Annotated in this window: 24 protein-coding genes; 15 read left to right on the top strand and 9 right to left on the bottom strand. The window is 46.9% G+C overall.

What is annotated here, in order from left to right; translation table 11 throughout:
- Window positions 1-148: 148 nt before the first annotated feature.
- From BLQ13_RS13680 to BLQ13_RS13645, 8 genes are all read left to right on the top strand, one after another.
- Window positions 149-1,018, top strand: a complete 870-nt coding sequence (locus BLQ13_RS13680; RefSeq protein ID WP_090920663.1) for an AraC family transcriptional regulator — start codon at window positions 149-151, stop codon at window positions 1,016-1,018.
- Between the two features lie 182 nt (window positions 1,019-1,200).
- On the top strand, window positions 1,201-2,904 hold the full coding sequence (locus tag BLQ13_RS13675; protein ID WP_090920660.1) for a glycoside hydrolase family 13 protein: 1,704 nt from the start codon (window positions 1,201-1,203) through the stop codon (window positions 2,902-2,904).
- 150 nt (window positions 2,905-3,054) lie between these two features.
- Complete coding sequence (locus BLQ13_RS13670) at window positions 3,055-3,747, top strand: metal-dependent hydrolase (RefSeq protein WP_090920657.1); 693 nt, start codon at window positions 3,055-3,057, stop codon at window positions 3,745-3,747.
- A 290-nt stretch (window positions 3,748-4,037) separates the two neighbouring features.
- The gene (gene treC / locus BLQ13_RS13665; protein WP_090920654.1) at window positions 4,038-5,753 is read left to right on the top strand and encodes an alpha,alpha-phosphotrehalase; all 1,716 of its coding nucleotides are present in this window, start codon (window positions 4,038-4,040) and stop codon (window positions 5,751-5,753) included.
- Window positions 5,754-5,790: 37 nt separating this feature from the next.
- Window positions 5,791-7,785 carry a PTS system trehalose-specific EIIBC component gene (gene treP, locus BLQ13_RS13660; RefSeq protein WP_090920651.1) on the top strand — a complete coding sequence of 665 codons (1,995 nt, stop codon included), beginning with the start codon at window positions 5,791-5,793 and terminating at the stop codon, window positions 7,783-7,785.
- Window positions 7,786-8,028: 243 nt separating this feature from the next.
- Window positions 8,029-8,883, top strand: a complete 855-nt coding sequence (locus BLQ13_RS13655; RefSeq protein WP_090920648.1) for a chemotaxis protein — start codon at window positions 8,029-8,031, stop codon at window positions 8,881-8,883.
- Between the two features lie 37 nt (window positions 8,884-8,920).
- Entirely contained in the window at window positions 8,921-9,184 is a 264-nt protein-coding gene (locus BLQ13_RS13650) for a YkgJ family cysteine cluster protein (protein ID WP_090920646.1), read from the top strand.
- A 73-nt stretch (window positions 9,185-9,257) separates the two neighbouring features.
- Window positions 9,258-9,461, top strand: coding sequence for a hypothetical protein (locus BLQ13_RS13645; RefSeq protein WP_090920643.1), 204 nt, complete (start codon window positions 9,258-9,260; stop codon window positions 9,459-9,461).
- A gap of 84 nt (window positions 9,462-9,545) precedes the next feature.
- Here the strand turns inward: BLQ13_RS13645 and BLQ13_RS13640 are convergent, their stop codons facing one another.
- Both BLQ13_RS13640 and BLQ13_RS13635 read right to left on the bottom strand, forming a co-directional pair.
- Window positions 9,546-10,880, bottom strand: a complete 1,335-nt coding sequence (locus tag BLQ13_RS13640) for an MFS transporter (RefSeq protein ID WP_090920640.1) — start codon at window positions 10,878-10,880, stop codon at window positions 9,546-9,548.
- A gap of 77 nt (window positions 10,881-10,957) precedes the next feature.
- A complete protein-coding gene (locus BLQ13_RS13635) occupies window positions 10,958-11,674 on the bottom strand; it encodes an O-methyltransferase (protein ID WP_090920637.1) in 717 nt (238 codons plus the stop codon).
- A gap of 175 nt (window positions 11,675-11,849) precedes the next feature.
- Here BLQ13_RS13635 and BLQ13_RS13630 point away from each other — a divergent pair, with 175 nt between their 5' ends.
- Window positions 11,850-12,761, top strand: coding sequence for a LysR family transcriptional regulator (locus tag BLQ13_RS13630; protein WP_090920633.1), 912 nt, complete (start codon window positions 11,850-11,852; stop codon window positions 12,759-12,761).
- Between the two features lie 44 nt (window positions 12,762-12,805).
- Here the strand turns inward: BLQ13_RS13630 and BLQ13_RS13625 are convergent, their stop codons facing one another.
- On the bottom strand, window positions 12,806-13,531 hold the full coding sequence (locus BLQ13_RS13625) for a YoaK family protein (RefSeq protein WP_090921114.1): 726 nt from the start codon (window positions 13,529-13,531) through the stop codon (window positions 12,806-12,808).
- Between the two features lie 232 nt (window positions 13,532-13,763).
- Between BLQ13_RS13625 and BLQ13_RS13620 the strand changes: the two genes are divergently transcribed.
- Both BLQ13_RS13620 and BLQ13_RS13615 read left to right on the top strand, forming a co-directional pair.
- Entirely contained in the window at window positions 13,764-14,510 is a 747-nt protein-coding gene (locus BLQ13_RS13620) for a GTP pyrophosphokinase (protein ID WP_090921112.1), read from the top strand.
- 45 nt (window positions 14,511-14,555) lie between these two features.
- Entirely contained in the window at window positions 14,556-15,794 is a 1,239-nt protein-coding gene (locus BLQ13_RS13615; RefSeq protein WP_090920630.1) for a multidrug effflux MFS transporter, read from the top strand.
- Window positions 15,795-15,868: 74 nt separating this feature from the next.
- Here the strand turns inward: BLQ13_RS13615 and BLQ13_RS29020 are convergent, their stop codons facing one another.
- Entirely contained in the window at window positions 15,869-16,507 is a 639-nt protein-coding gene (locus tag BLQ13_RS29020; RefSeq protein ID WP_090920627.1) for a hypothetical protein, read from the bottom strand.
- 250 nt (window positions 16,508-16,757) lie between these two features.
- Here BLQ13_RS29020 and BLQ13_RS13605 point away from each other — a divergent pair, with 250 nt between their 5' ends.
- From BLQ13_RS13605 to BLQ13_RS13590, 4 genes are all read left to right on the top strand, one after another.
- On the top strand, window positions 16,758-17,378 hold the full coding sequence (locus BLQ13_RS13605; protein WP_090920624.1) for a flavin reductase family protein: 621 nt from the start codon (window positions 16,758-16,760) through the stop codon (window positions 17,376-17,378).
- A gap of 181 nt (window positions 17,379-17,559) precedes the next feature.
- A complete protein-coding gene (locus BLQ13_RS13600; RefSeq protein WP_167375730.1) occupies window positions 17,560-19,710 on the top strand; it encodes an MMPL family transporter in 2,151 nt (716 codons plus the stop codon).
- Window positions 19,711-19,975: 265 nt separating this feature from the next.
- Window positions 19,976-20,995, top strand: coding sequence for an alpha/beta hydrolase family protein (locus BLQ13_RS13595; protein ID WP_090920618.1), 1,020 nt, complete (start codon window positions 19,976-19,978; stop codon window positions 20,993-20,995).
- A gap of 142 nt (window positions 20,996-21,137) precedes the next feature.
- Complete coding sequence (locus tag BLQ13_RS13590) at window positions 21,138-22,256, top strand: rhamnogalacturonan acetylesterase (RefSeq protein WP_244159323.1); 1,119 nt, start codon at window positions 21,138-21,140, stop codon at window positions 22,254-22,256.
- Between the two features lie 333 nt (window positions 22,257-22,589).
- Here BLQ13_RS13590 and mnhG read toward each other — a convergent pair whose 3' ends face one another.
- Genes mnhG through BLQ13_RS13565 form a run of 5 tightly spaced genes read right to left on the bottom strand, consistent with a single transcriptional unit; the run spans window position 22,590 to window position 25,542 of the window.
- Window positions 22,590-22,982, bottom strand: a complete 393-nt coding sequence (gene mnhG, locus BLQ13_RS13585) for a monovalent cation/H(+) antiporter subunit G (protein ID WP_090920613.1) — start codon at window positions 22,980-22,982, stop codon at window positions 22,590-22,592.
- Entirely contained in the window at window positions 22,966-23,250 is a 285-nt protein-coding gene (locus BLQ13_RS13580; RefSeq protein WP_090920611.1) for a Na(+)/H(+) antiporter subunit F1, read from the bottom strand. Before BLQ13_RS13580 ends, mnhG begins: the two co-directional genes overlap by 17 nt.
- The gene (locus tag BLQ13_RS13575) at window positions 23,250-23,726 is read right to left on the bottom strand and encodes a Na+/H+ antiporter subunit E (RefSeq protein ID WP_090920607.1); all 477 of its coding nucleotides are present in this window, start codon (window positions 23,724-23,726) and stop codon (window positions 23,250-23,252) included. Before BLQ13_RS13575 ends, BLQ13_RS13580 begins: the two co-directional genes overlap by 1 nt.
- Window positions 23,727-23,732: 6 nt before the next feature.
- Entirely contained in the window at window positions 23,733-25,211 is a 1,479-nt protein-coding gene (locus BLQ13_RS13570) for a Na+/H+ antiporter subunit D (protein ID WP_090920604.1), read from the bottom strand.
- Window positions 25,204-25,542 carry a Na(+)/H(+) antiporter subunit C gene (locus BLQ13_RS13565; RefSeq protein ID WP_090920602.1) on the bottom strand — a complete coding sequence of 113 codons (339 nt, stop codon included), beginning with the start codon at window positions 25,540-25,542 and terminating at the stop codon, window positions 25,204-25,206. Before BLQ13_RS13565 ends, BLQ13_RS13570 begins: the two co-directional genes overlap by 8 nt.
- Window position 25,543: the final 1 nt, after the last annotated feature.

Raw genomic sequence — 25,543 nt, 5'->3', positions numbered from 1 at the left:
GAACAAGAGATTTTTGTTATGAATACCCTAAGTTCGCATTCAGCATCAAAAAATGCTGGGGCATTTCAGTCATACTTAGGGAAGCAACAAACCAGCACGGAAGACAACGTAGACTACATATCACGCAAATGAATAGGAGACGGGACATATGGATCACTATGCACGTATTCAGCTTGCCATCGAGCATCTGGAGAAGCATCTGCAGGAGCCTTTCAACATGAAGGATGTATCGGCGGCGGCCAGTTTTTCGGCATTTCATTTTCAACGTTTGTTTCAGGCAATTACAGGTTTTACTGTTCTGGAATACTTGCGCAGACGAAGACTAACGGAGGCTGCTTCGACTTTGAGAAACACGGCGCAGGGTGTACTTGAGATTGCGCTTAGCTATGGTTATCATTCGCAGGAAGCCTTTACCCGCGCTTTCGATACGCACTTTGGTATCACACCGGCGCGGTTTCGCAAGCTGGAGCAGAAGGCTTTAACAGAGGAATTCATGCAACAACGTATTGATTTTAATGAATATCGTTTACAGCTTGGCACCGCGTTCCATATGAATCCGCCACGTATGGTGACACTGGAGCCGATCCGGATCATTGGATATGAATATAAGACCAACCTGAATTCAGAGCAACATTATACAGAGATTCCCGGATTCTATCATGAATTTGGGCGTGAGCAGAAGTTTATGAACATTCCAGAGCGAATTCGCCTCGATATGGCGTATGGTGTTGCGGCTCATTTTCAGGAGGATGGGGCATTTTCTTTTATCGTTGGCGAAGAGAGCTCAGGAAGCGGTGATTCCTTAGAACCCGGATATACCTGTCTGGAGATTCCAGGCGGGCTGTATGCCGAGTTTACAACCGAAGGCTCAGAGCAGGATGTGCGCAAAATGATCTACGGAAGCTGGCTGCCAGCTTCCAAGTATGAGCGCCGGGAGGGGCCGGACTTTGAAGTGACCGATGTGTGGAAATCAACACCTGAGCGGTTAGACATGAAGATCTACATCCCGATAAAATAGACCTTACTGCTTATTTGGCGGGAAAAGAAGGTCAAGAAAGACTCGAAGCTGATCGCGTGCTGCGATTGCGGTTTCGGGTCTTTTGTCTTTTTGTATAAAACCTGAGTTCAGGTGTTTATAAGGGTTTCTTTTCGGATAAAACATATTAACGGGTGAATTGCTTCACAAGAGAAGAAAGCGAGGTGGGTGTTATCGTTTGGTGGAAGGAAAGTGTGGTATATCAGATTTATCCAAGTAGCTTCAAGGACAGCGACGGAGATGGATATGGCGATTTGCAGGGGATCTATGAAAAGCTTGATTATTTGCAAAAGCTCGGCGTAGACGTCATCTGGCTGTGTCCTATCTATGATTCCCCAGGTCATGATAACGGATATGATATCCGAGATTACTACGCGATTTTACGAAAATACGGCACGATGGAGGACTTTGACCGGCTACTTGCCGAAGCGCATAAGCGTGGACTCAAAGTCATGATGGATCTTGTGCTAAATCATACTTCGGATGAACATGCCTGGTTTGCGGAGTCCCGTTCTTCCAAAACCAATGCAAGACGCGACTATTACATCTGGCGTTCCGGTAAAAACGGGCAGGTGCCGAACAACTGGGAGTCTTATTTCGGGGGTTCGGTATGGAAGCATGATCCGGAAACGAACGAATATTACATGCATCTATACTCTGAGCATCAACCCGATCTGAACTGGAATAATCCGGAGATGGCTGAAGAAATGTACGAAATGGTGCATTGGTGGCTGGAAAAAGGGGTGGATGGCTTCCGCTTTGACGCAGTTGCCCATATTGCCAAAGCCGATGGCTTGCCAAATGCACATAATCCGAACAACCTGCCTGTGGTGCAGGCATATGAGCTGTTTTCCAATCTGGAGCAGGTACATTCCATCCTCCGCAAGTTGAATCAGATGATACTGAAGCCATACGGCCCGATGACGGTGGGTGAAACCTCTGGGCTTGGGCCTGAGCAGGCTCTAGCTTATGTAGGTACGGATCGGGATGAATTGAATATGGTGTTTCAGTTTGAGCACATGTTTGTGGATGCTGAGTCCTCTGGTATAGGGAAATGGAATTACAAACCGTGGAAGCTGACAGAGCTAAAAGAAATCATGAGCCGCTGGCAAACGGTGCTGCACGGCCGGGGCTGGAACGCCAACTATATGGGCAATCATGATCAGCCGCGCCCGGTTTCGCGTTTTGGAGATGACGGTAAATACAGAGTTCGTTCTGCACAGATGCTGGCAACCTGGATGTTAACGCTGGAAGGCACGCCGTATATCTATCAGGGAGAAGAGATTGGCATGACCAACGTAGCGTTCCCTGACATTGACCAATACCGGGACATCGAAACTAAAAATTATTACAATCACTATATAGGCCAAGGGAAATCCAAGCATGAGGTGATGGAGGCGATCTGGCTGAAAAGCCGGGATAATGCACGAACACCGATGCAATGGGATGAATCCGAGCATGCCGGTTTTACGGCAGGTAATCCTTGGATTGAAGTGAACAGCAATTATAAGGACATCAATGTGGCGGATGCGGAGACGGACCCACATTCCATTCTGCATTATTATCGTAAATTAATCACATTGCGTAAGCAAAATCATGTGTTAATCTATGGCGCGTATGAACTGCTTTTGCCAGATGACCCGGAGATTTATGCATATACACGTACACTGGATGATGAGCAGTGGTTAATTGTAATGAATTTCAGTGCGAATGAGCCAGAGATGACATGGCCGGAAGGCTGGAATGCAGAAGACTGCAAATTAATGATCGGCAACGTGAGCAGACGTTATTCTACGGATGAAGGAGCTATCTTGCTCCAGCCGTATGAAGCAAGGGTGTATTGCAAAAAGCGTACAAGCGGCGAGTAATATGCATAACTAGCTGTCGAACGTAACAAGGATGACAGTTTTGCGCTCGCAAAGCTTTCTGAATTATAATAATCTAAAAATATAAGTTGAGTTTTTGGTTCACACAGCAACGGAGAGGACAACTTATATTAAAGTCAGGAGGAATATGAATTGTTGAATATTACGTACCACGGACACTCCAGTGTACAACTGGGCACAGAAAATAAATCACTCATGATTGATCCGTTTTTGCGTGGCAATGAGTTAGCGGTAACCAAACCAGAGGACATCAAGACGGATGTTGTCCTGTTGACACATGCGCACATGGATCACATTCTGGATGCGGAACCGATTGCCAAAGCCAACAATGCCAAAGTGGTGGCGATTGTGGAATTGGCTACATATATGTCGTGGAAGGGGCTTGATACTCTTGGCATGAATATGGGCGGTACGGTGGATCTTGAATTTGCCAAAGCGAAAATGATTCAGGCATTCCATACTTCCGGTATTGTACTGGAAGAGGAACAGCGGATTATGTATGCAGGTTTGCCTGCCGGATATATCATAGATATCGGTGGTAAAACGGTTCTACATGCTGGCGACACAAGCTTGTTCGGCGATATGAAAATGATTGGGGATCGGCATCAAATCGATGTTGCATTCCTGCCTATTGGTGGACATTATACGATGGGGCCTGAAGATGCATTGCAGGCAGCGGAATGGTTTAACGCCAAATTGACGATTCCCGTTCATTACGATACCTTCCCTGCGATTCGTCAGGATGCGGAGCATTTTGTAGAGCAACTGGCTTCCAAAGGATTAGAGGGTCGTGTGCTGGCCCCTGGTGAGTCCATTTCACTGTAACGATGTTCACATATTCAAACAAAAAGACGAAGCGGAGTTGATCCGTATCGTCTTTTTTGCGTTCTCATTCTTGTCAATATTTTCTGAATAAAGACTGCTATCAGTGGATTTACGAAACGTGAGTTCGAAAATAGTTGTTACAGAGTAACTATTTATGGGGAAGTTGTAGAAGAGGTACATCAACCAAATTTCCGTTTCAACTTGTATATACATGTTTACTTATGTAATATAGATGAAGAAGCTAACAGGTGGGTTAGATCAGGGCAATACAACATATTGGAGGCGTTAACATGAGTGCAAATCATAAGGAGCCGTCCACGTGGTGGAAGAAATCAACGGTATATCAGGTATATCCGAAGAGTTTCAATGATACAACTGGATCGGGAACGGGCGACATTCGGGGGTTAACCGAGAAGCTGGATTATTTGCGGCACTTGGGGATCGACATTGTTTGGTTGCAACCCGTATACGTATCCCCGCAGCGGGATAACGGGTATGACGTAGCAGACTATTACCGCATTAACCCTGACTTTGGAACAATGGAGGATTTCGATGAATTGCTTGCCGAGTTGAAAGCGCGTGATATGAAGCTGATGATTGACATTGTAGTGAATCACTCCTCAACCGATCATGAATGGTTCAAACAGTCTCGCTCATCGAAGGACAATCCTTATCGGGATTATTACATTTGGAGAGACCCCGCGCCGGACGGCGGTGTACCCAACAACTGGCAATCCAAATTTGGCGGGCCAGCCTGGCAGTATGATGAGCAGACCGGACAATATTATCTAACGTTGTTTGATCGAACGCAGGCAGATTTGAACTGGGAGAACGAAGAAGTGCGCAAGGCTGTGCGCGATATGATCAAGTTCTGGGCTGAAAAAGGAGTCGATGGATTCCGGATGGACGTCATTAACCTCATCTCCAAAGACCAGCGTTTCCCGGACGACGATGGTAGCGTGTCACCGGGCGATGGACGCAAGTATTACACGGATGGGCCGCGTGTGCACGAATATATTACAGAAATGTACGATGAGGTATTTGGACCCTATAACATGGTGACGGTAGGGGAGATGTCCTCGACTACGCTTGAGCACTGTATTCGTTATTCCAATCCGGCTTCCAGAGAATTCTCGATGACCTTTAACTTCCATCACTTGAAAGTGGATTATCCGGATGGGCAGAAATGGGAGCTCATGCCATACGATTTTGAATCCTTAAAGCAACTGTTCAGTGAGTGGCAGACCGGAATGCAGGCTGGTGGCGGATGGAATGCACTGTTCCTGAACAACCATGATCAACCGCGTGCGTTATCCCGTTTTGCGGATGATGGGGATTATCGCGTGGAGAGTGCCAAAATGCTGGCGACGACTTTACATGGATTACAAGGAACGCCTTATGTCTATCAGGGCGAAGAGATTGGTATGCCTAACCCTGTTTGGAATGACATCAGCGAGTTCCGCGACATTGAGTCCACAAATATGTATCGTCTGTTGCAGGAAGAGCGGGGCAAAACAGCCGCAGAAGCTTTCCGGATTGTGAAGGAGCGTTCCCGGGATAATTCCCGAACACCGATGCAGTGGGACGGTTCGGCTAATGCTGGATTCACAACCGGAACACCTTGGCTCAAGGTGGATGAGAGATATCCGTCCATTCATGTGGAAGAGCAGATGGCTGATCCGGATTCCATCTATCATCATTACCGGAAGCTGATCGCTCTGCGTAAAGAGGTGAATGTACTGACTGACGGTTTGTATGAACGGTTGGATGATGCCCACCCTGAAGTATTTGCATATGCACGCACCAACGGCAATGAGACATTAATCGTAGTGTCCAACTTCCGCAAACAGGATACAGCATTTCAAGTTCCTGAAGCGGTCTGGAACAATCATATTGCAGGTAAATCACCTGAACTACTTGTCAGTAATACCGATGCAAAACCTGAGCTGAAGCAGCAAATCACGCTCAGTCCGTATGCTTCTTATATGTGGTTAATCCAGCAGTAACAGAATGAAGTCCATTTTATAAATAGGAAGTGACACTATGGCAATCGATAAAAAACAGGTCGAAGAGATCGTCCGGGCGGTCGGCGGCAAAGACAATATTGAAGCGGCGACACACTGTGTGACACGGCTACGGTTTGCTCTATATGATGAGGACAAAGTGGATACAGAGCTTCTCGATCAGAATGATCTGGTCAAAGGGCAGTTCTCCTCCCAAGGTCAATTCCAGGTCGTCATCGGTCCAGGTCTGGTGGATAAAGTATATGAAGAGATGATTCAGATTACCGGAGGCGAACGGTCTTCCAAAGATGATGTGAAGGCAGCCGCGGGCAAAAAGCAAAATCCGTTGCAACGTGCCATCAAAACGCTCTCGGACATTTTCATTCCGATCTTGCCAGCAATTATTACAGCAGGTCTACTACTCGGGATTAACAACATTTTGACAGGTCCTGGTATTTTCTTTGATGGAAAATCATTAGTGGATGTGTACCCGGCATGGAAAGACCTTGCCTCCATCATTAACACCATAGCAAGCACTGCGTTTACATTCCTTCCCGCTTTGATCGGTTGGTCAGCGGTGACCCGATTCGGCGGCAGTCCGTTGCTCGGGATTGTGCTGGGTCTGATTCTGGTACATCCCGATCTGCTGAGTGCATATGGTTACGCTGATGCGGTAAACAAAGGCACGGTTCCGACCTGGAATCTGTTTGGCTGGGAGATTGAGAAGATCGGTTATCAGGGTCAGGTATTACCCGTATTGGTATCGGCGTATCTACTTGCCAAGATGGAAATTTTCCTGAATAAAAGGGTGCATGATTCCATCAAATTGCTGGTCGTAGCTCCTGTGACATTGCTGGTTACCGGATTTCTGGCATTTACGATTATTGGACCGGTTACATTTGCAATTGCAAACGCCATCACATCCGGTTTGATTTACGTCTATGATTCGTATGCTGCGCTGGGTGGTCTGATCTACGGTGGTCTGTATGCGTTACTCGTTATTACAGGTATGCACCATACGTTCCTTGCCGTAGACGTACAGCTAATTGGTAGCCAAGGTGGCACCTTCTTGTGGCCGATGCTGGCTTTGTCCAATATTGCGCAGGGTTCGGCGGCACTTGCGATGATGCTTGTGTTACGTGAGAAGAAAATGAGAGGGCTTGCGGCGACCTCATCCGTATCTGCTTTCCTCGGAGTGACCGAGCCAGCCATCTTTGGTGTGAATATTCGTTATCGTTATCCTTTTATCTTCGGTATGGTCGGTTCCGCCATTGGTGGTGTACTGCTTACGATGAATAATGTTCAGGCCACGTCCATCGGTGTAGGCGGTGTGCCTGGATTCCTGTCCATTTTCCCGGATAAATGGGGTGTGTTCTTTATCGGTATGGCTATCGTTCTGGTGGTGCCGTTCCTGTTGACCGTTGTGTTTGGACGGGCGAAGTTGAGAAAAGAAGATCGACTCATGGCGAACGGAGAGTCCGCTTCAGGGATCACATCTGCCGAGACAGGAGCAGGAACAGAGATGGCTGAGCGTAATCGTAGTACAGCGAAGCCTGGAAATGCATCATCAAAAACACTCGAAGTCATGGCGCCATTGACGGGTAAAGCGGTACCGCTGGAGCAAGTTCCTGACCCGGCGTTTGCCGAGAAACAAATGGGTGAAGGCATCGCAATCGAACCTTCGGGGAATCAAGTGGTTGCCCCATTTGACGCAAAAGTGGCACATGTCATTAAAAGCAAACATGCGGTTATATTGGAACACGCGAGCGGACTTCAAGTGTTGATTCATGTCGGCATTAATACGGTATCCCTTAAAGGAGAAGGTTTCTCTATGTATGTAGACACGGGTGATCGCGTGAGAGCCGGAGAGAAGCTGCTTGAATTTGACCGTAACGTTATCGAAAATGCCGGTTATTCACTCATTACGCCTATTATTATCCCGGATGGTCAGGATATGGTTGAACGGGTTGAAACGGTGACAGGAGATGTCACTTCAAGTCAGAGCGGCGTTCTAAGGATTCATCTGAAAGGATAAATTCATATCTGGTAGTAGTCAAAAGGAGCTGTGAAACCTGCAGCTTCTTTTGGCGTTTACAGGTGTGATTTTCTATAGTCATCATGATAAAATAGTTATGCCATCAAGTAATTACAATTTTTGATAATGAGTCGAAGTGCACTCGTTTGGCGCTTCAGTTGAATGTCAGTCATACGGAGAAAAAGCAGTTCATACAGTGGGTGTACAAGGCGTGTTCCTAGTCAAATGATAAGGAGGAAAGCCATGACTCGGGTAGCGGTGATGGTCATTCATGGACTGGGTATGCAAAAAGAGGATTATGCTGACAAGCTGATCGCTTGCTTGAGCAAAGAAATGGAACGTGTCATGGTGCTGCCAGGCGCCGCGAAACAGATGCTGGATATTGAACCTGTCTTCTGGGCGGACGTGTTCGAGGAGCGGGAAGAGGCTTTGTTTCAACAGTTGGTTCGTTCACCAGGACTGCACTATCAGGCATTGCGCCGTTTTGTCATTCATTATCTCGCCGATGCGGTGGCTTATCAACCTGTAGAGAACCAAGGACATCATTATGATGCCGTGCACCGGACGCTGAATCAGGCCATGCACGTTCTCGCACAGCGCAATGGGCCGGAAGCGCCGCTTTGTGTCGTCGCTCATAGTCTCGGAGCTGTCATTGCAAGCAACTTTTTCTATGATCTGCAGTATCCGTCATCCAACCGAATACCGGAAATAGTGGATGTGAATTCGGCTTTGGAGCGGGGAGATACGCTGACCAATTTTTACTCTTTTGGCACAACATTGCCGCTATGGAGTCTGCGCTACGATAATTTCAGCCGTCCCATTCGGGTGCCTGCGCCGCAGGCCACGCATTACTTTCCACATCTGGAAGGGGAGTGGGTTAATTTTTATGAAAGCAACGATATATTAGGTTATCCATTACGTCCCATTGACCCGGCATATGCGGTCGCTGTGAAGGAGGATATTGAGGTGCGTGTCGGTGGACCAGCTACAAGCTGGAATCCACTGAGCCACGGAGGATATTTTACCAGTGAGCACATGAACCGCAGAATCGCCCAAGGGTTAGCGCGAACATGGACATGGGTAAATCGCTCAAGGTAACAGAATGCTATATGAAGCAGATGAAGGAGGAAACATCATGGAATGCAGGACGGGATGTGCCGCATGTTGTATTGCCATATCCATATCATCACCGATTCCCGGCATGCCTGAAGGCAAACCTGCGGGAATGCGATGCATCCAACTGACGGACGATAATCGCTGCGGTATATTCGGTCAGGCCAGCCGCCCGGCAGTATGTAGTGGATTGCAGGCTGAGGAAGCGATGTGCGGCAGCAACAATCAGGAAGCCTTTCATATTTTGACACAGTTGGAACGGCAGACAGCACCGGGCCTAAGATGAAAGACTTGTTTGATTATAGAAGGTTAATTATACTTAATATGGAATAATATTGATTGTGGAAGGAGGATTAATAATGGATTGGATCAAACGTCTAGTGAAAGTGGTTGGCCATATGATGAGCGATCTGTGGATGGGTTCATATCGCCGCAACTCCGATCATTATGATGAGCAAGCTCCAAGTCCAAAAAATAAACCGAGATATTACACTTTTGTAGTTCTAGCAACGGTAGTCACGGTGGGTATAGTCGTTCTTATGTATAATCCAAAATATTGGTAGGTAATCAAGGAGAAATAATCCAAAAAAAGAGAGTATCCCGTGAGTGCTACAGCATGAGGATACTCTTTTTTTAGTTGTTTATGGTTACGATCTGTCTGCAAGAACAGTAACAGAGGGCTTTGGCTCTCTAAACATGAAGAAGTACATCAGGGAAGAGATGACATAAAGACAGCCTGTAATGCTGAACGTAATCGCGTATCCCCAATAGGTTCCATAGGTAGTAACCAGATATGACTGCACGGGCCCCATCGTGGCCCAACCAATCATAAACGAAGTTTGCATCATGGAGTTGGCGATCCCGCGGCGTTTATCCGAGATCCGGTCCACTAATATGGCGGAATGAATTGGATTAGCCGCATTCATCAGCGCTTGCCTGAACAAAAAGCTGACAGATGCAATGAAAAGCAGGTTGGTGAAACCTGTAAATAACAGGAAGGGTAGCGATAATACTTGAAAAATAACTACAGCTCGTACACTGCCAACTTTGGCAGCTAACGTTGGGCCAATCAGCATGGACACAATGGTCATGATCTGACCGAGTGCAATCAGGATGCTCATGCCGCTTAATGATACGGCGAAGCGATTCGTAAAATACAAATTCAGATAAGGCACAACGAGTCCTGATCCTAATCCGATTAGCAACTGTGTCACAATGAACTGAGCAATCAGTTTGGTATCTCTTTTTTTAATACGTGTGTCATCATCAACGGGTAATGGTGTTATCACAGCACGAGTAAGCTCCGCTTCAGCCCCCTGAACAGATTGTTGGCCAGGCTGAAGTTGTTTCGTATTTAGATCTGTACTAGATTTCTGATTCTCGGTTACAAAAAGCAACGGAATGAATGCGGCTAGTGTCGCAGCTCCACCCATAAATAGGACCGTCTGCAATCCGGTGACTTTGGCCATGCCGGCAGAGTGAAGCACGTCTGCAAGCACGCCTCCGCCCAGACTGCCCAGAACCTGAGATGCGAGCACCAAAGAGGAATAATAGCTGAACATTTTGAGACGCTGACTTTTTTTGACGTTCTCTGCGAGATAAGGAATAGCGAGTACCTGAAAAACACCAGCAAACAGCCCAGAAAATACAGCAAACCAGATCAACCCGCTGGCGGCATAATCGAAGGATCGTCCGATCAGAAAAGCACCGCTGAATAGTGCCCCGATAATCAACAATTTTTTGCGGCTGAACTTGTCACCGCCAAATCCAATAGGAATGAACATGATTGCTGTAGCAAGAGATTGGATACTGACAATTTGACCATTCATGGTGTCATCGTAACCTAAGCCTTGAATGTACAGATTATAAAGAACCGAGAACATGCCGTTTCCGATCTGATACAGCAGACTTGCCAGAAAGAACAGTTGAATATTGCGAGACCACCCGCCAATTTCAACATGAATCTGTCGTAAAGCTCTCAAGTGACTCCCTCCAGTCTGCCTGTGCAGTGATACCAGTGTAACAGGAAAGGCAGATTTTCGGAAGAATTGACCACTGTTTATTTTGTTACAGGGGAATCTGTGACACGAGCAATCACAAATCCGTCGTATCCTTTACTACCTACGGTTTGCAGTGCCGTGGCTTCAAGATGAGGGTGATCTCCGATGCATTCGAGAAAAGTTCGAACCCCTTGAACTCTTGCGTCTTCACTGTCAGAGTGAATGACTTCCCCGTCCCTTATAATATTATCTCCGATGATCAAGCTTCCTGGTCGTGTCAGACGTAAAGCCCATCTCAGGTAATCCGGATTACTCGGTTTATCAGCATCGATGAAAATCAGATCAAAGGGTTCAGGGTACTCTTCCTTAATATCAGGAAGGGAGGTTAGTGCCGGGCCTACTCGAAGATCTACTTTGTGCATTAGTCCGGCCCGGGTCAGATTGGCTTGTGCGATTGCCGCATGTTTAGGTTCTGACTCCAGCGAGACAATTCGTCCATGATCTGGCAGGGCTCTGGCCATCCAGATGGTGCTGTAAGCACCTAGAGTTCCGATCTCCAGTACGCGCGAGGCCCCCTGTATTTTCAGCAATAGCTGAAGGAACTTTCCCTGATTCGGTGTGACATCATGTGACGGTAGCCCTGCTTCTGCATTGGCTTCAAGTGCAGCTTGCAAGTCTTTGTCGTTTGGAAGAAGAAGGCTGTTTATATAATGATCGACCTCATTCCAACGGGCGGACGGGTTAACTTTGCTATTGTTCAAATCATACTTACTCATTACACATCTTCCTTTCTGTTTAGCTGAATTCGTATTTCTTATAATTCAACTATAGAGGGGATTGGCATATAAATAAAATATATATTTTGTATGTTAATATATATTAAAGTTATATATTATGATGGATAAAAATGTTGGACCAGTACGTAAGTAAGCAAGGAAGAGGAGAAGATGTATGAATTTGCACGGATTACGATTGTTTCACGCCATTGTGAAGTACGGCGGAGTTACCCGGGCTGCGGAAGAATTGAATATCAGTCAACCTGCGGTATCTTCTCAGGTCAAACGGTTTGAGCGTGAACTAGGCATAGTGCTGTTTGGTTCCGAAGGACGAAAGCTTGTACTCACAGATGCAGGGAAACATTTAATGGAATATGCCGAGCGTGTGTTCATGCTGGAACAGGAGGTGGAGCAATTTGTAGAGGACATGAGGGAGGGGAAAAAAGGACTGATCCGTCTTACGGCGACTTACTTGCCAGCCAATTTTTTGCTGCCACGTTGGATTGCCACGTTCAAGCAGACACATGAGGATGTCGAGCTTGTCGTAAGCACAAGCAATACACAGATGGCTTTTGACCAGTTGTTTCGTTATGAAGCCGAGATTGCGATATACGGAGGAAGTGGAGTCAGTCATCCGGGTGTGCATTGGGATAAGTTATTCGAAGATGAAATGTGGTTTGTGGTGCATCCAGATCATCCGTATGCAGGTCAAAACATTACATTACACGAGATGATGGCTGAGCCATTCATCATGCGTGAGAAAGGCAGTGCAACACGAGAACGACTGGCTGCCTTGTGTACGACCAATAACCTGCCCTCCCCACGGATCACACTTCAGTTCAACGGATTGAACGAAACGATTAGCGCAGTAAAGGCAGGATATGGTGCTAATTTCATCTCATCCCTTGTTGTAAGAGAGGACGTTAATCAAGGCAAACTTGCCCGTGTATACGTGCAAAACGTACAGTTACAGAATACGATTGCCATCTGTACACGGGCAGGGGAACAGCTGACGCCGGCAGCAAGACAATTGGTTCAATGGATCAGGAAAGAAGCCCTTGCGATGCACTCTGCAATAAATCATTGAGCGTTGTGAAATTGTTTCAGTAGCACATATTCGCAAGATGTTCCTCACTCGGGATTACGATGTAGCTCTAATTCTTTGCCCCAAGACGCGAATTTTGCCTGAAGCGTTACGCCAGCAATGACCAGTACAGGAACCCAGACCGCTACTAATGGCACATGATGGAAAAGCAATGCTGCGATGATGACCCCGCCGAGATAGATCACAACTGCGCCTGCTCGCAGGTAGGCGTCAGTGGACAGCGCTTTGACCAAGGAGCGGATATTGGCATGTTTTAACCGATGAAGAATGCTTACAGCATCTTCAATCACCGCTGCCAGATTATTGGTGAGCACCGTTGTAGAGATTCCCGCAATACCAATCCTTCGGGCAGCCGTTGTTTGCATCCCCATGGCGATCGCAAGCAGTACAATTAACAGATAGGATAATTGCTCGGAAAAGGGAGTGATCATAAGGATTGCAAAGAGCAGAAGTAGTATGCTTTCAACGGTAAATACGGCAGTTACCCGCGGTGACCAACCATTTTTGGTTTTGACCTTTCCAAGCATATGTGCCGCAATTGCATTCCCCGCAATAAAACCGATGAGGGCGAGCAAAGCCCGCAGTACAACAAATTCCTGAGCGCGGGCAATCGCGGTACCCAGCAGCACGATGTTTCCAGTCATATTAGCTGTGAGTACATGCCCAAGTCCCAGATATCCGATGACATCGACCATACCGGCTGACATGCAGAGCAGTAACATGGCGTATTTCTGGAGGTGATTGTGATTCATATTTTCCCGTCCTTTCAAGCAAACATAACTTCTCCAGTATACAGCTATTTTACCGCCTTCATCAAAACGAAATCTCAACCAAAGCGGCACACGCACATTTCTAAAATTCGTTTATTCATGTCAGATGTTTTATAATGATATAGAAGACATGTCATAAGACCAGCATGCATACGAACGTATACAAGTTGGTTATCAAATCATAGAGGTGTCAAAAGAAAGGAAGAAACTGATGATGAATGCTCCGCATCCGATTGACCAGTTCAAGAAATTCAAATACGAAATTACACGATTTATGATGATCTATAAATTTGCGCTGGATCAGATGGAAACCAAAATTGAAGTGCTGAAGGAAGAGTTCCAGTCCCTTCATGACTACAGTCCGATTGAGCATACCAAGTCGAGATTGAAGTCTCCCGAGAGCATTATGAACAAAATGTTCCGTAAAAATCATGAGCTGACATTTGAAAGCATCAAGCAAAATATTAAGGATATTGCTGGTGTACGTATCACATGTTCGTTCATTTCTGATATTTATCGAATTAAGGATATGCTGTGCAACCAAAGTGACTTGCGTGTCCTCGAAGTGAAAGACTACATCCAAAATCCGAAACCGAACGGGTATCAAAGTTTGCATCTTCTTGTTGAAGTGCCGGTATACATGTCCAATGGCGAGGAACGTGCCTGTGTTGAAATTCAGATTCGTACGATCGCGATGGATTTCTGGGCGAGTCTGGAACATAAAATCTTTTATAAATATAACAAAGATGTTCCGGAACATTTAACAAGGGAATTGAAAAGTGCGGCGGATTCTGCCAATGCATTGGATCACCAAATGGAACGCTTGCACCGTGAGATCCAGGAGATCAAGGACGCCGAGAACGAGCGGGATGAGGAGGAGTTACGCCGGATTATTATCAATAACCAACAGTTCACCCTGCCGAACAACTTGCTCAGATTGCTTGGAGATGGAGAGAACTAAAAATGAACATGGCAACACGATTGGAACGAAAGGGACATCTTTGGGATGAAAAATAAAGCAGCAGCTTCATTACACACCACGGCTACGCCAAGAGTGAGAATGGCGCTAATTCTCGGGACGCTCTCCGCATTCGGACCGCTGTCTCTGGATATGTATCTGCCAGCCCTGCCAACGCTCGCGGATGAATTTGGCTCGTCCACTTCGTACGCCCAGCTCAGCCTGACAGCTTGTATGATCGGGCTTGCGCTGGGCCAGCTGCTTGCGGGGCCATTAAGCGATGTGAGAGGCCGTCGCATACCGCTGATTGCCGGACTTGTGCTGTATACGATTGCGTCTATATTATGCCTGGTTAGCCCAACGATGGGGTCATTCGTTGTGTTACGTTTTATTCAAGGTCTGGCCGGAGCGGCGGGGATTGTCATCGCACGTGCAGTGGTCAGGGACGTATACGAGGGTCCAGAACTGACTCGGTTCTTTTCTCTGTTAATGCTTATTAATGGAGTGGCACCTATCGCGGCACCGATTATAGGTGGACAAATTCTGACGTATACTTCATGGCGAGGCGTATTTATTTTGCTAAGTCTTATCGGGGTGCTCGCGCTTCTCGCAGTCATCTTTGGTTTGGGCGAGACACTTCCGGCGCATAAAAGATCGAGCGGGGGGCTTAAGCAGACGCTGCTGACGTTTGGCAGCATAGCGAGGAATCGCCGTTTTATGGGTTATGCTCTAACGCAAGGTTTCGCAGCGGCAGGCATGTTCGCTTACATATCGGGATCACCATTTGTGCTTCAGAAAATATACGGGGTGTCCCCTCAAATGTTCAGTATATGTTTTGCCATCAATGGATTTGGCATTATTCTTGCCAGCCAGATTGCCGGACGTCTAGCCGGTAAGGTATCGGAGACACGGCTGTTAATCGCCGGATTACTTATAGCGGCTGTCGGAGGAACTTCCTTACTTGTCGCGATTCTTGCTGGAGGCGGGCTGATTTCAGTTCTAATCCCCTTATTCCTGGTTGTGTCCAGCGTGGGGTTGATTAATACAGCGTCGTTCGCGCTGGCTATGGCTGATCAGGCGAAATCGGCTGGAAGTGCATCAGCGTTGATTGGTGTTATGACCTTTCTGTTTGGCGGACTCGTTGCTCCACTCGTGGGTCTTGGAGGAGAACATACAGCAGTGCCCATGGGAATTGTGATCGCATGTGCTGATCTGGGGGCATTGCTCTTGTATGTTGTCATGATCGGTAGGAGTAAACCGAAACAGACTGTTTCTACAACATCATAGTGCTTAAGTATAACCAGGAACGGCCCGCAGGGAAGCATAGTCTTCCAATGCGGGCCGTTTTAGTCTGTCTGCCACTAACAAAGGGCGAACAGAATTTGGGTGTTGAGCAGAATTCCTGGTGTCTGGTATGGATAGAAATAGCCGACAACAAAGCCAAACAGATTAATAGCAGGCCACATTAAATACACATCATTATACGTAAACACGAGCGACCAACGGTTATAACAGAAATTAGGGAGTACACGCTGCTCTTGATCACGTGGCGCGGCCGCACCTGTTTGGGCAAATTGAACGGCTTGTGTCAGGCTTTGCGGTTGCTGCTGCAGGAAGAGTGGCAGCAGACCAGGACTGCTTTTGATAAGGTTATACAAAAATAACATCTCGGCAGGCGGCTGACCAACCGGGCGAGGATAGGCACTTAGCAAGGAAGGAAGATTCCCCTGAGCTAGCTGTGCTGGCACACCTGGAGCTGGGCCTGGACCAGGAACAGGACCCGGCATGCCGCCAGGGAAATAGGGACCAGGAGGGGTTCCTGCACCAGGAATGAAAGGAGGATAGGAGCCCGGGCTTCCGGGAATGCCTGGCGGAGTTTGCCCTCCAGGGAGACTGCCTCCACCCGGGAAGAGTGGAGGGAATTGAATGGAACGATCTTCACCGTAACTTGTATAACGACCATCATAATAACCTTCATAAGGGGAATAAACATGGTTCATATTCAAAAACATCCTTCCTGTCATCTTATTCTGAAAACAGTCTATGACGGTATTCGCCTAGATGTGATTGTTAACAAGTGTATTTCTAAACATGAGCAATGAAAATGGGACACTCATGATGGCCATTAGGTCTATACAAGTATTTTTTTGTTTTTATGGACGGTATGCATATATAATAACGAAGGAGAAGTCGAAGGTTAAGAAGCTGAGGATCAGCCTCATGCATGCGATTAGGAAAGGGGACTTACATATGTATACACTAAATCCGGAAGAACTCACGGCTAAAGATAATTATAAATTAATGAGCGGTTCAATCGTACCGCGTCCGATTGCCTTTGTAACTACGCTCTCAGATCATGATGGAATCATTAATGCAGCGCCATTTAGCTTTTTCAATATCGTGAGCTCTGATCCACCACTGTTATCCATCTCGGTGGGACGTAAAAATGGTGTAATGAAGGATACGGCACGCAATGTGCTCGCCCATAATGAACTGGTTGTGCACATTTGTGACGAAGACATGATTGAAGACGTGAATGAAACTGCGGCTTTACTGGAGCCACATGAAAGTGAATTAGAACGGACTCATCTGACGACTGTACCCAGTTCCGTGGTCGCTGTACCCGGAATTCAGGAAGCGCTGATCCGGATGGAGTGCAAGCTGTATCAACATATTCCGATCTCGAATGATGCAGGCGTGCCTGTAAGTGACCTGCTTCTCGTGCGCATTGTACATTATCATTTTAGCGAAAAGGTCTATCTTGCGGATAAAGGTTATATCTTAATGGATCAATTAAAACCAGTCAGCCGTCTGGCAGGGAATGATTATGCCAAACTGGGTGATCGATTCACCGTCATTCGGCCAGAATAATTGGATGTAAATTAAAACAGTGAGGACGGACAGCCACATGTAGCATATACATGAGGCTATTTGTCTTTGTTTTATTAGGAACATAATCATGTTTGGTCATGAATAGACTTGTACTACACAAAGCATATCATATGGTGCTAACCATAATTAGAATCCAATTTATATGCAGAGGAGCTTGGGGATGGGATATCGAAGCTTGGCTGCTCTCATTAGTCGATATCCGTGGTTTATTATCATCTGCTGGGTGTTTATCATCGGGATGTCGGTCGCCTGGGCATGGAAGTTGCCTGACATGGTTCAGGATCACGGGTTGAAGCTGGCTGGGGGACAAGCCCAAGCCGTAGAACAGATATTGGACCAGGAATTTGGCTCCCCGCCCGATCCGGTCGTGTTACTTTTTAATAAACATCCCAATACTTCTGAGATATCCTTCAAGACGTGGATTCAAGAACAGCTTGCCGCAGTCCGTACCTTGCCAGCGATATCCTCAGTGATTTCCCCTTTTGATGTAAACACACAGGGTAGAATGTTGCGTGATAATCAGGCTTACGCTCTGGTGCACATGGACATCGCACCTCACCGAATGAAGCATCCACTAGCTCAATTACGCGAGCTTCTTGAAGAGGACAAGCAAGTCCATCTGCCTGGAACCGTACAACTTACAGGGAAAACAGTTGTGCAACAGGATGTAAATCGACTGAGCTTTCAGGATTTAGAACGAGCAGAGATCGTCGGGATACCGATTGCATTAATCGTTCTTTGCTTTGCATTCAGAGGACTGTATGCGGCATGTATTGCTGTCATGATGGGAATCAGTGCAGTGATTATGGCAATGGGCATAACGTCTCTACTGGGTCAATACCTGGAACTGTCCAATTTTATTATTAACGTTATTCCAATGGTGGGTATGGCGCTCAGTATTGATTTTGCACTTATTATTTTGAGCAGATACAGGGAGGAATTAAAGCAGCGTTACGCAAGCAGAGACAAGTTCAATAGTGAGCGCAACAGCATCAACCAACGCGAAATTTTGGAACGGACATTGTGCACAGCTGGTCGAGCGGTTCTGTTCTCAGCGGCATGTGTGTTCCTGGGTTTGCTGGGTCTTCTCTGGATCAGGCTACCTATGTTTCTCAGTGTATCGCTTGGGGCTACCATTGTTCTGGTGCTGTCCTTATTGTTAAATGTAACGTTGTTGCCAGCCATTCTTTCAATAAGTGCAAACAGAGTATTTGCTCAGATAAAACCCACAGCCAGCAATTCTGGAGAACGAATAAAAGATGAAACGCTTGAACGAAACTTCTGGCACCGCTGGTCAGCGATGGTCATGAAACGTCCTGTATGGATGGGGCTTGCAGGTACTACGCTGCTGCTATGTTGTGTGTTTCCCTTTACACGGATGGATTTGTCCGTTCCCGATGCTTCCTCCTTACCTGCCAGAATGGAGTCCCGTCAAGCATCGGAGCAGATCGAGCAAAATTTCGGTCAGAAGCATATTACTCTGGTCGATATGATCATCGGGAAAAAGGATGAGCCGTTAACAGACTCTCACTGGAAGGTGGCCAAACACAAAGTAACCAGGTTTCAACAGGATGAAAGAGTGGTGAGTATTCACTCTCAAGGGGATATTTCGGATTCTTTTATTCGCTTAACGGTCGGTGTATACGGCGAAGCGGGTTCAGATGAGATGAAAGAATGGTTGCGACAGACAAGAGCAGAGGATGTAACAGCTGGGCCGGAAGGCATTCCGATTCGTTATGGCGGCGAAGCAGTTTATGAGGATGAGATTATGCATGAAATTGCGCAACAGTTGCCCAAAGTACTTGTATTTGTCGTGGTAAGCAACTATCTGGTGTTGCTACTCGCATTCCGTTCACTACTAATACCACTAAAAGCGATTCTGATGAACCTGCTTAGTCTGGCCGCATCCTTTGGCATACTTGTATGGGTCTTTAACGAAGGTCATCTGGGTATGGAAGTATCTTCAATTGCGATCATGATTCCGGTATTCATTGCTGGCCTTGTGTTCGGCATATCGATGGACTATGGCGTCTTCATGTTAAGCCGTATTCAGGAAGTATACAGACAAACAGGAGATAGTGACACAGCGGTTCAACAAGGCTTGGCTTCAACAGGTCGTTTAATTACGTCTGCAGCAGGTATTTTACTGGCAGTAACGGTTCCTTTTGCTTTTGCCGAGATTGAAGGGGTAAGGCAGCTAGGGATTGGCATAACAGCAGCTGTATTCATCGACGTGACGCTGATCCGTCTTGTGCTTGTTCCGTCCTTGATGAAACTAATGGGGAGATGGAACTGGTGGTTACCTGGCTGACGTAGTGTAAACAAAGAAGGGGATATGGAAGCACCAGACTTCTGTTGTCTGTAGAAAGAAAAAGGGTATTTTGTATGTAACCTGAATTCGGGCTACGGAATACTCTTTTTTATTTAACTTATTAGAATGAAAGCGATTTGTGGTCTAAAGCCGTAAACTAAAGGTGGCGACGATGTTACTTCTAGTACTATAATAGATAAGGGTTACCAAATTTTTCAATTCACCACTAGCATCATTCCAGCACCTATAGGAGGTACACTGAAACATGTCCGAAATCGAAGCTTATCTGCAGCAACAAACCACACTTCGAGGTCGTTCTGCGTATGATGCAGATCAACCATTGGAGTTATGGCAACATCAATTGCGTACACGTGTCCAAGAAAGGCTGGGCGATTTTCCGATGATGCCCGCTGCTTTGAACCCTGTCGTACTGGAACGTGTTCCATGCGATGGCTACATCCGTGAGCGGATTGAGATCACAACGTATGAGGGATTACGGATGCCCATTTATCTTTTAACCCCCAATAATGTAAGCGCTACCGATATGAAGAGGCCTGCTATTGTTGCTTGTCATGGACACGGCTATGGGAGCCGGGAGATTTGCGGAATGGAGCCGGATGGTTCACCGCGGGCAGGGGAGCCTGGATTACACAAAGATTTTGCCGTTGCGCTCGTGAAGCGTGGGTACGTTGTGGCTGCTCCAGAACTGCTTGGGTTTGGAGACAGAAGACTGGATGAGGATCGAGAGGCGCCGCCAGGCGCAAGTTCCTGTACGAAGATCGCCGCACATCTGCTTATGGTGGGTAAAACGCTCGCAGGACATCGGGTCTATGAAACAACGCGTGTGTTGGATTATTTATCCACTCGACCTGGAGTTGATTCAGAGCGGATCGGAAGCATGGGTATCTCCGGTGGGGGGCTGGTTACAGCCTTTACAGCAGCATTGGACGAACGATGCAAAGTGGTCGTGGTCAGTGGTTACGCAAGTACGTTCCATGGCAGCATTCTGGATCGCAATCATTGCCTCGACAACTACATTCCGGGGATTCTGCAGGAAGCAGAGCTGCCGGATATCATCGGTCTGATTGCTCCGCGTCCTCTATTTCTGGAGATCGGAAGTGAAGATCTTGTATTTCCGCTTCATTCCGCACGGGAGGCTCACGTACGGTTGAAAATGATTTATGAACATGCAGGAGCAGAACAAGCGCTGGATGCCGATTATTTCGACGGTGGACATGAGATAAGCGGTGCAAAAGCTTATGATTGGCTTGAACAGGTATTGTAATCGTAGTATTAACCGTAATTTTTCATCATGATCTGGAATGTGATGGGTACAAAACCTTATCATTTGAATTCGAGAGGAGCACTGTATGATGAAATGGTCAACTTCTTTACGAATGATGTTATGTACTGTACTTGCTGCGAGTATGATCGCGGTTGGGTTTGGAAGTGACAGAGTAGATGTAGCTGAGGCGGCATCGGATCATTACAAATTCGATTTTGGCGCAGGAGCAGTCGCGAACGGATATACTGGAGTGTCTGCCTCAACGGCCTATACAGCTGCAAGGGGGTATGGTTTCAACACTCCGGGTAATATGAAAAATGTTTCCGCATCCGGTAGTGGTGTTGCAAGTGATGCCGTTCAATTTCTGAAATTTGGTACGAAAAGTGATAATACGTTCAATGTTGACCTGCCGAATGGTCTGTATGAGGTCAAAGTGACTCTGGGTAACACCGCCAGAGCTAGTGTGGCAGCCGAAGGGGTCTATCAGATTATGAATATGACGGGCAATGGTGCAACCGATCAATTCCAGATTCCAGTGACAGACGGACAGTTGAATCTGCTGGTAACGGAAGGGAAGGCGGGTACTGCTTTTACGTTAAGTGCCCTTGAAATTCGGAAACTGTCCAACCAGCCTGTGACGAATCGCACGATCTATATTGGTGGAGATTCAACGGTGTGCAACTATTATCCGCTTGGTAGCAGTGTACAGGGGGGCTGGGGGCAGTTGCTTCCCACCTATGTAAACAATACAACTTTCCAGGTTCGTAACATGGCGACAAGCGGGCAGATTGCCAGAGGGTTCCGTGATGATGGTCAGATGGAAGCGATTCTGAAGTATATCAAACCGGGTGACTATTTTATTCTACAGCTCGGAATTAATGATACAAACGCCAAGAACAATACAACTGAGGCCCAGTTCAAAGAAATCATGCGTGATATGGTTCGTCAGGCGAAAAACAAAGGCGCAACCGTTATTCTCTCGACACCTCAAGGGCGGGCAACAGACTTTAATTCGGCCAATGTGCATCAAGCCGAGAACCGTTGGTATAACGCATCTACGCGTGCACTGGCACAGGAAGAGGGAGTAACACTCGTGGATCTGAACAAGCTCAGCTCGGCATACTTCACTTCGATTGGGCCGGCAGCTACGCTTGCTCTGTACATGAATGGCGATAGCTTGCATCCGAATCGGCAAGGGGCATCACAGCTTGCTCGAATCGTGGCTGCGGATCTGAAACGCCAAGGCTTAAACGGTTTCTGATAAAATAGTGACTTTATAAATACACTCGCTCTGTACCGAAGTATGCACACCATATTAGATTGTATAAGAAATCCCCGAAGGAAAGCCGCTTAAGAGCGATGCATCCTTCGGGGATTTGTTTGTATTATATTTCGCCACTATATAAGTTGAATTATTTTTTACACTTTAACGGAGAGGACAGAAAAAACCTGAAGAAGCGAAGCGCTCGCCTTTATCCCCGGATTTTCCCCTTTGGAAAAGGGAATAAAAAAAATCCGGGGATAACAGCGATCGGAAGGTTATTCTGTCATCGGAGTGTCCAGTGTAAACCTCTTAATTTAGCCTCTATATAAGCTACTCCATCATATCCTTTGCTTCGTGGTTCATCTTTTTCCCTTTTAACAACGGTTCAAGTTCGTCTTGTACACTTTGCTCCCAGAGAGGTACATCGGTGCGGTAGGCCGCACGGCCGTTCAGGTGCCCCGCAACAGGCGCAGTGATGAAAACAAACAAAATACCGAGTAGCAAGCGAGCACTGATATAGTTGTCAAAATACCAAAAGAAGAAAAATGCACCGCTCAGCACACAAAACACGCCTAGTGTCATGCTTTTGGTGGCAGCGTGGGCTCTCAAATATACATCAGGCAGACGAAGGAGTCCGAAGGCACTAAGTGCACTGAGGAGGGCCCCTAGTAACACCAGTAGCCCAATTCCCGTTTCAGCGGTGCTACTAACGATCTCCTTCATTTTTAAACACCGCCCCTCGTTCAATATAACGTGCAAATGCGACTGTGCTTAGAAAAGCCAGAATGCCGATCAGCAAAATGATGTCCAGATAAGCCTGTGTCTTCAGCATCATGGAGAGTACAGCTACGATGGCAATGACATTGATACCGATCGTATCAAGAGCCGTAATCCGGTCAGCCATGGAGGGACCGCGAAGAACACGATACAAACAGGCCAGAATCGCTAGAGATAGAATGAGCAGTGAGATAAACAGTAGTGAGGATAACATTAACGTGTCACCTCCATGATTGCTTTTTCAAACGTATTCTGAATATCGTTTCGCAGTTTCTCTTCATCTTTGATATCCAGTGCATGGATGAAAAGCTTACGCTGATTCCCCGAAATTTCAAGCGGCAGTGAACCTGGCGTCAATGAGATCAGCAGACACAGCAGTGTCACTTCCCAATCGGAAGATAACTGTGTACGATAGGTGAAAATGCCTGGTCGAATGTCTAGCCGTGGTTTGATAATCTCTCGAATGACCTCAATGCTTGCTCGAACGAGTTCTTTGAACAGCAATCCGATCAATTTGAAGATAGCCCACACTCGAACGATGTAGAAGCGCTGCGGGAAGAAACGTCGCATGCCTCCGATGAGGAGCAATCCAAGCATATATCCAATGAGAAAACCAACGCCATTCCAGGCATTATTCAAAAACATCCATACAAAGGCAATGATAAGATTGAGTACAATTTGAAAGGCCATAGACATCTACTCCTTCAATACGGCATCAATATAAATGTTGGGATGTAGCAGAATATCACCTGCGCGAGACGTGAGCTGAAACATACCTTCAGCCCCCAGACCCATGACGATGATAAAAGCAAACAGAATTCCGGCAGGAATCAGCAGTCCGTTCACTGCATAGGGACGTCTTGCCATGCCTGCAGGAGGCTCACCCCAGAACGCCTGAATGAAAATGCGGAGTACCGAATACAGCATGAGTAGACTAGAGAGAACGGCAACACCAGTTAAACCGTATAATCCGGCTTCGAAGCCACCCTCAAACAGCATCAATTTTCCCGGGAATCCACTGAACGGAGGCAGACCCGCAAGCGCAAGCGCACTGATGAAAAACATCCATCCCAGCACGGGATAACGTTGGATTAGTCCGCCCATGTTATCGAGCCTGGAAGTTCCCGCAACAGCAATGAGAGCACCGCCGAGCAGGAAAAGCAGTGTTTTGATCAACATGTCATGCAACATATAGAACAGTAATCCTTCCAGAGCACTACGGCTGGCAGCAGCCATACCAAACGCGACGAAACCTACGCCAGCGACGACATTATAGATCAAAATTTTGTTCACATCACGGTAGGAGATCGCTCCAATCACACCCAAAACCATTGTGGCACCCGCCATCCAGCCGATCAGAGCATTAAAGAAGTCTGGATCATGATAGAAGATCAACGTAAATGTCCGCACAATGGCATACAGGCCAACCTTGGTGAGCAAACCGGCGAATAACGCGGTAACGACGGCAGGCGGAGCCGCATAAGAGCCGGACAACCAGAAGAACAGGAACAAGCCCGCCTTAATGCTGAATACGATCAAGAAAAGAACTGCAATCAGTGTGACGACTCCGCTCTGTCCCACTTCAGCAATGCGTACCGACAAGTCGGCCATATTCAGCGTACCTGTGATGGAATACAGGAAGCCGATGGAAGCGACAAATAAGGCAGAAGACACGATATTGATCAGTACATATTTAATCGTTTCACGCAGCTGTCTTTCCGTGCCTCCGAGTACAATGAGAGCGTAAGAAGAGATCAGCATCAATTCAAAGCTGACAAACAAATTGAACAGATCCCCGGTTAGAAACGATGCGTTCACGCCCGCAATCAAAAAATGAAAGAACGGATAGAAGTGATGTTGCTCCCGCTCCTTGTTGATGCTTCGAAAAGCATAGAGCAGGCAAGCCAGCGCAATGATGGAAGCAGCAACAACCAGCAAGGCTGCGACCATATCGGCAACAAGTACGATTCCATAAGGTGCTTTCCAGCCACCCATATTGAGTGTCAATACGCCAGATTGGGCAACACGTGTGATGAGTATGGTTGAGACCGTTGCAGTGGCTAACAGACCCATCACGCTAAAGAAACGTTGTATATTGATTTTACGGAAGAACAACAGAGTGATCACGCCCGTGACCAGTGGAAGCAGGATAGGCAGAACCACAAGATTATTCATATGGACGCCCCCTTACTTCTTCCATGTCATCCGTTCTCAGCTTCAGATAAGAACGGTAAGAAAGGACAAAAAAGAAGGCTGTCAGACCAAAATTGATGACAATGGACGTTAAAATCAACGCCTGAGGGAGCGGATCAACGTATTTCTCCGCCATTTCTCCCAGTAGTGGAGGAGCCCCCGTCTTGAGACGTGACATCGTAATTAACAACAGGTGCACTCCATGTGTCAGAATCGACATTCCTAGTACGATACGGAGCAGGCTCCGTGACAAGATTAGAAAGACGGCAACCGCAAACAAAATGCCTACGGCCACACACATCAAAATTTCCATA

Origin of the sequence: Paenibacillus polysaccharolyticus, from assembly GCF_900102085.1 — a bacterium.
Taxonomy (GTDB): domain Bacteria; phylum Bacillota; class Bacilli; order Paenibacillales; family Paenibacillaceae; genus Paenibacillus; species Paenibacillus polysaccharolyticus.
The sequence above is the reverse complement of the archived record's forward strand: the minus strand, read 5'-3'. Positions and strand labels throughout refer to the sequence as shown.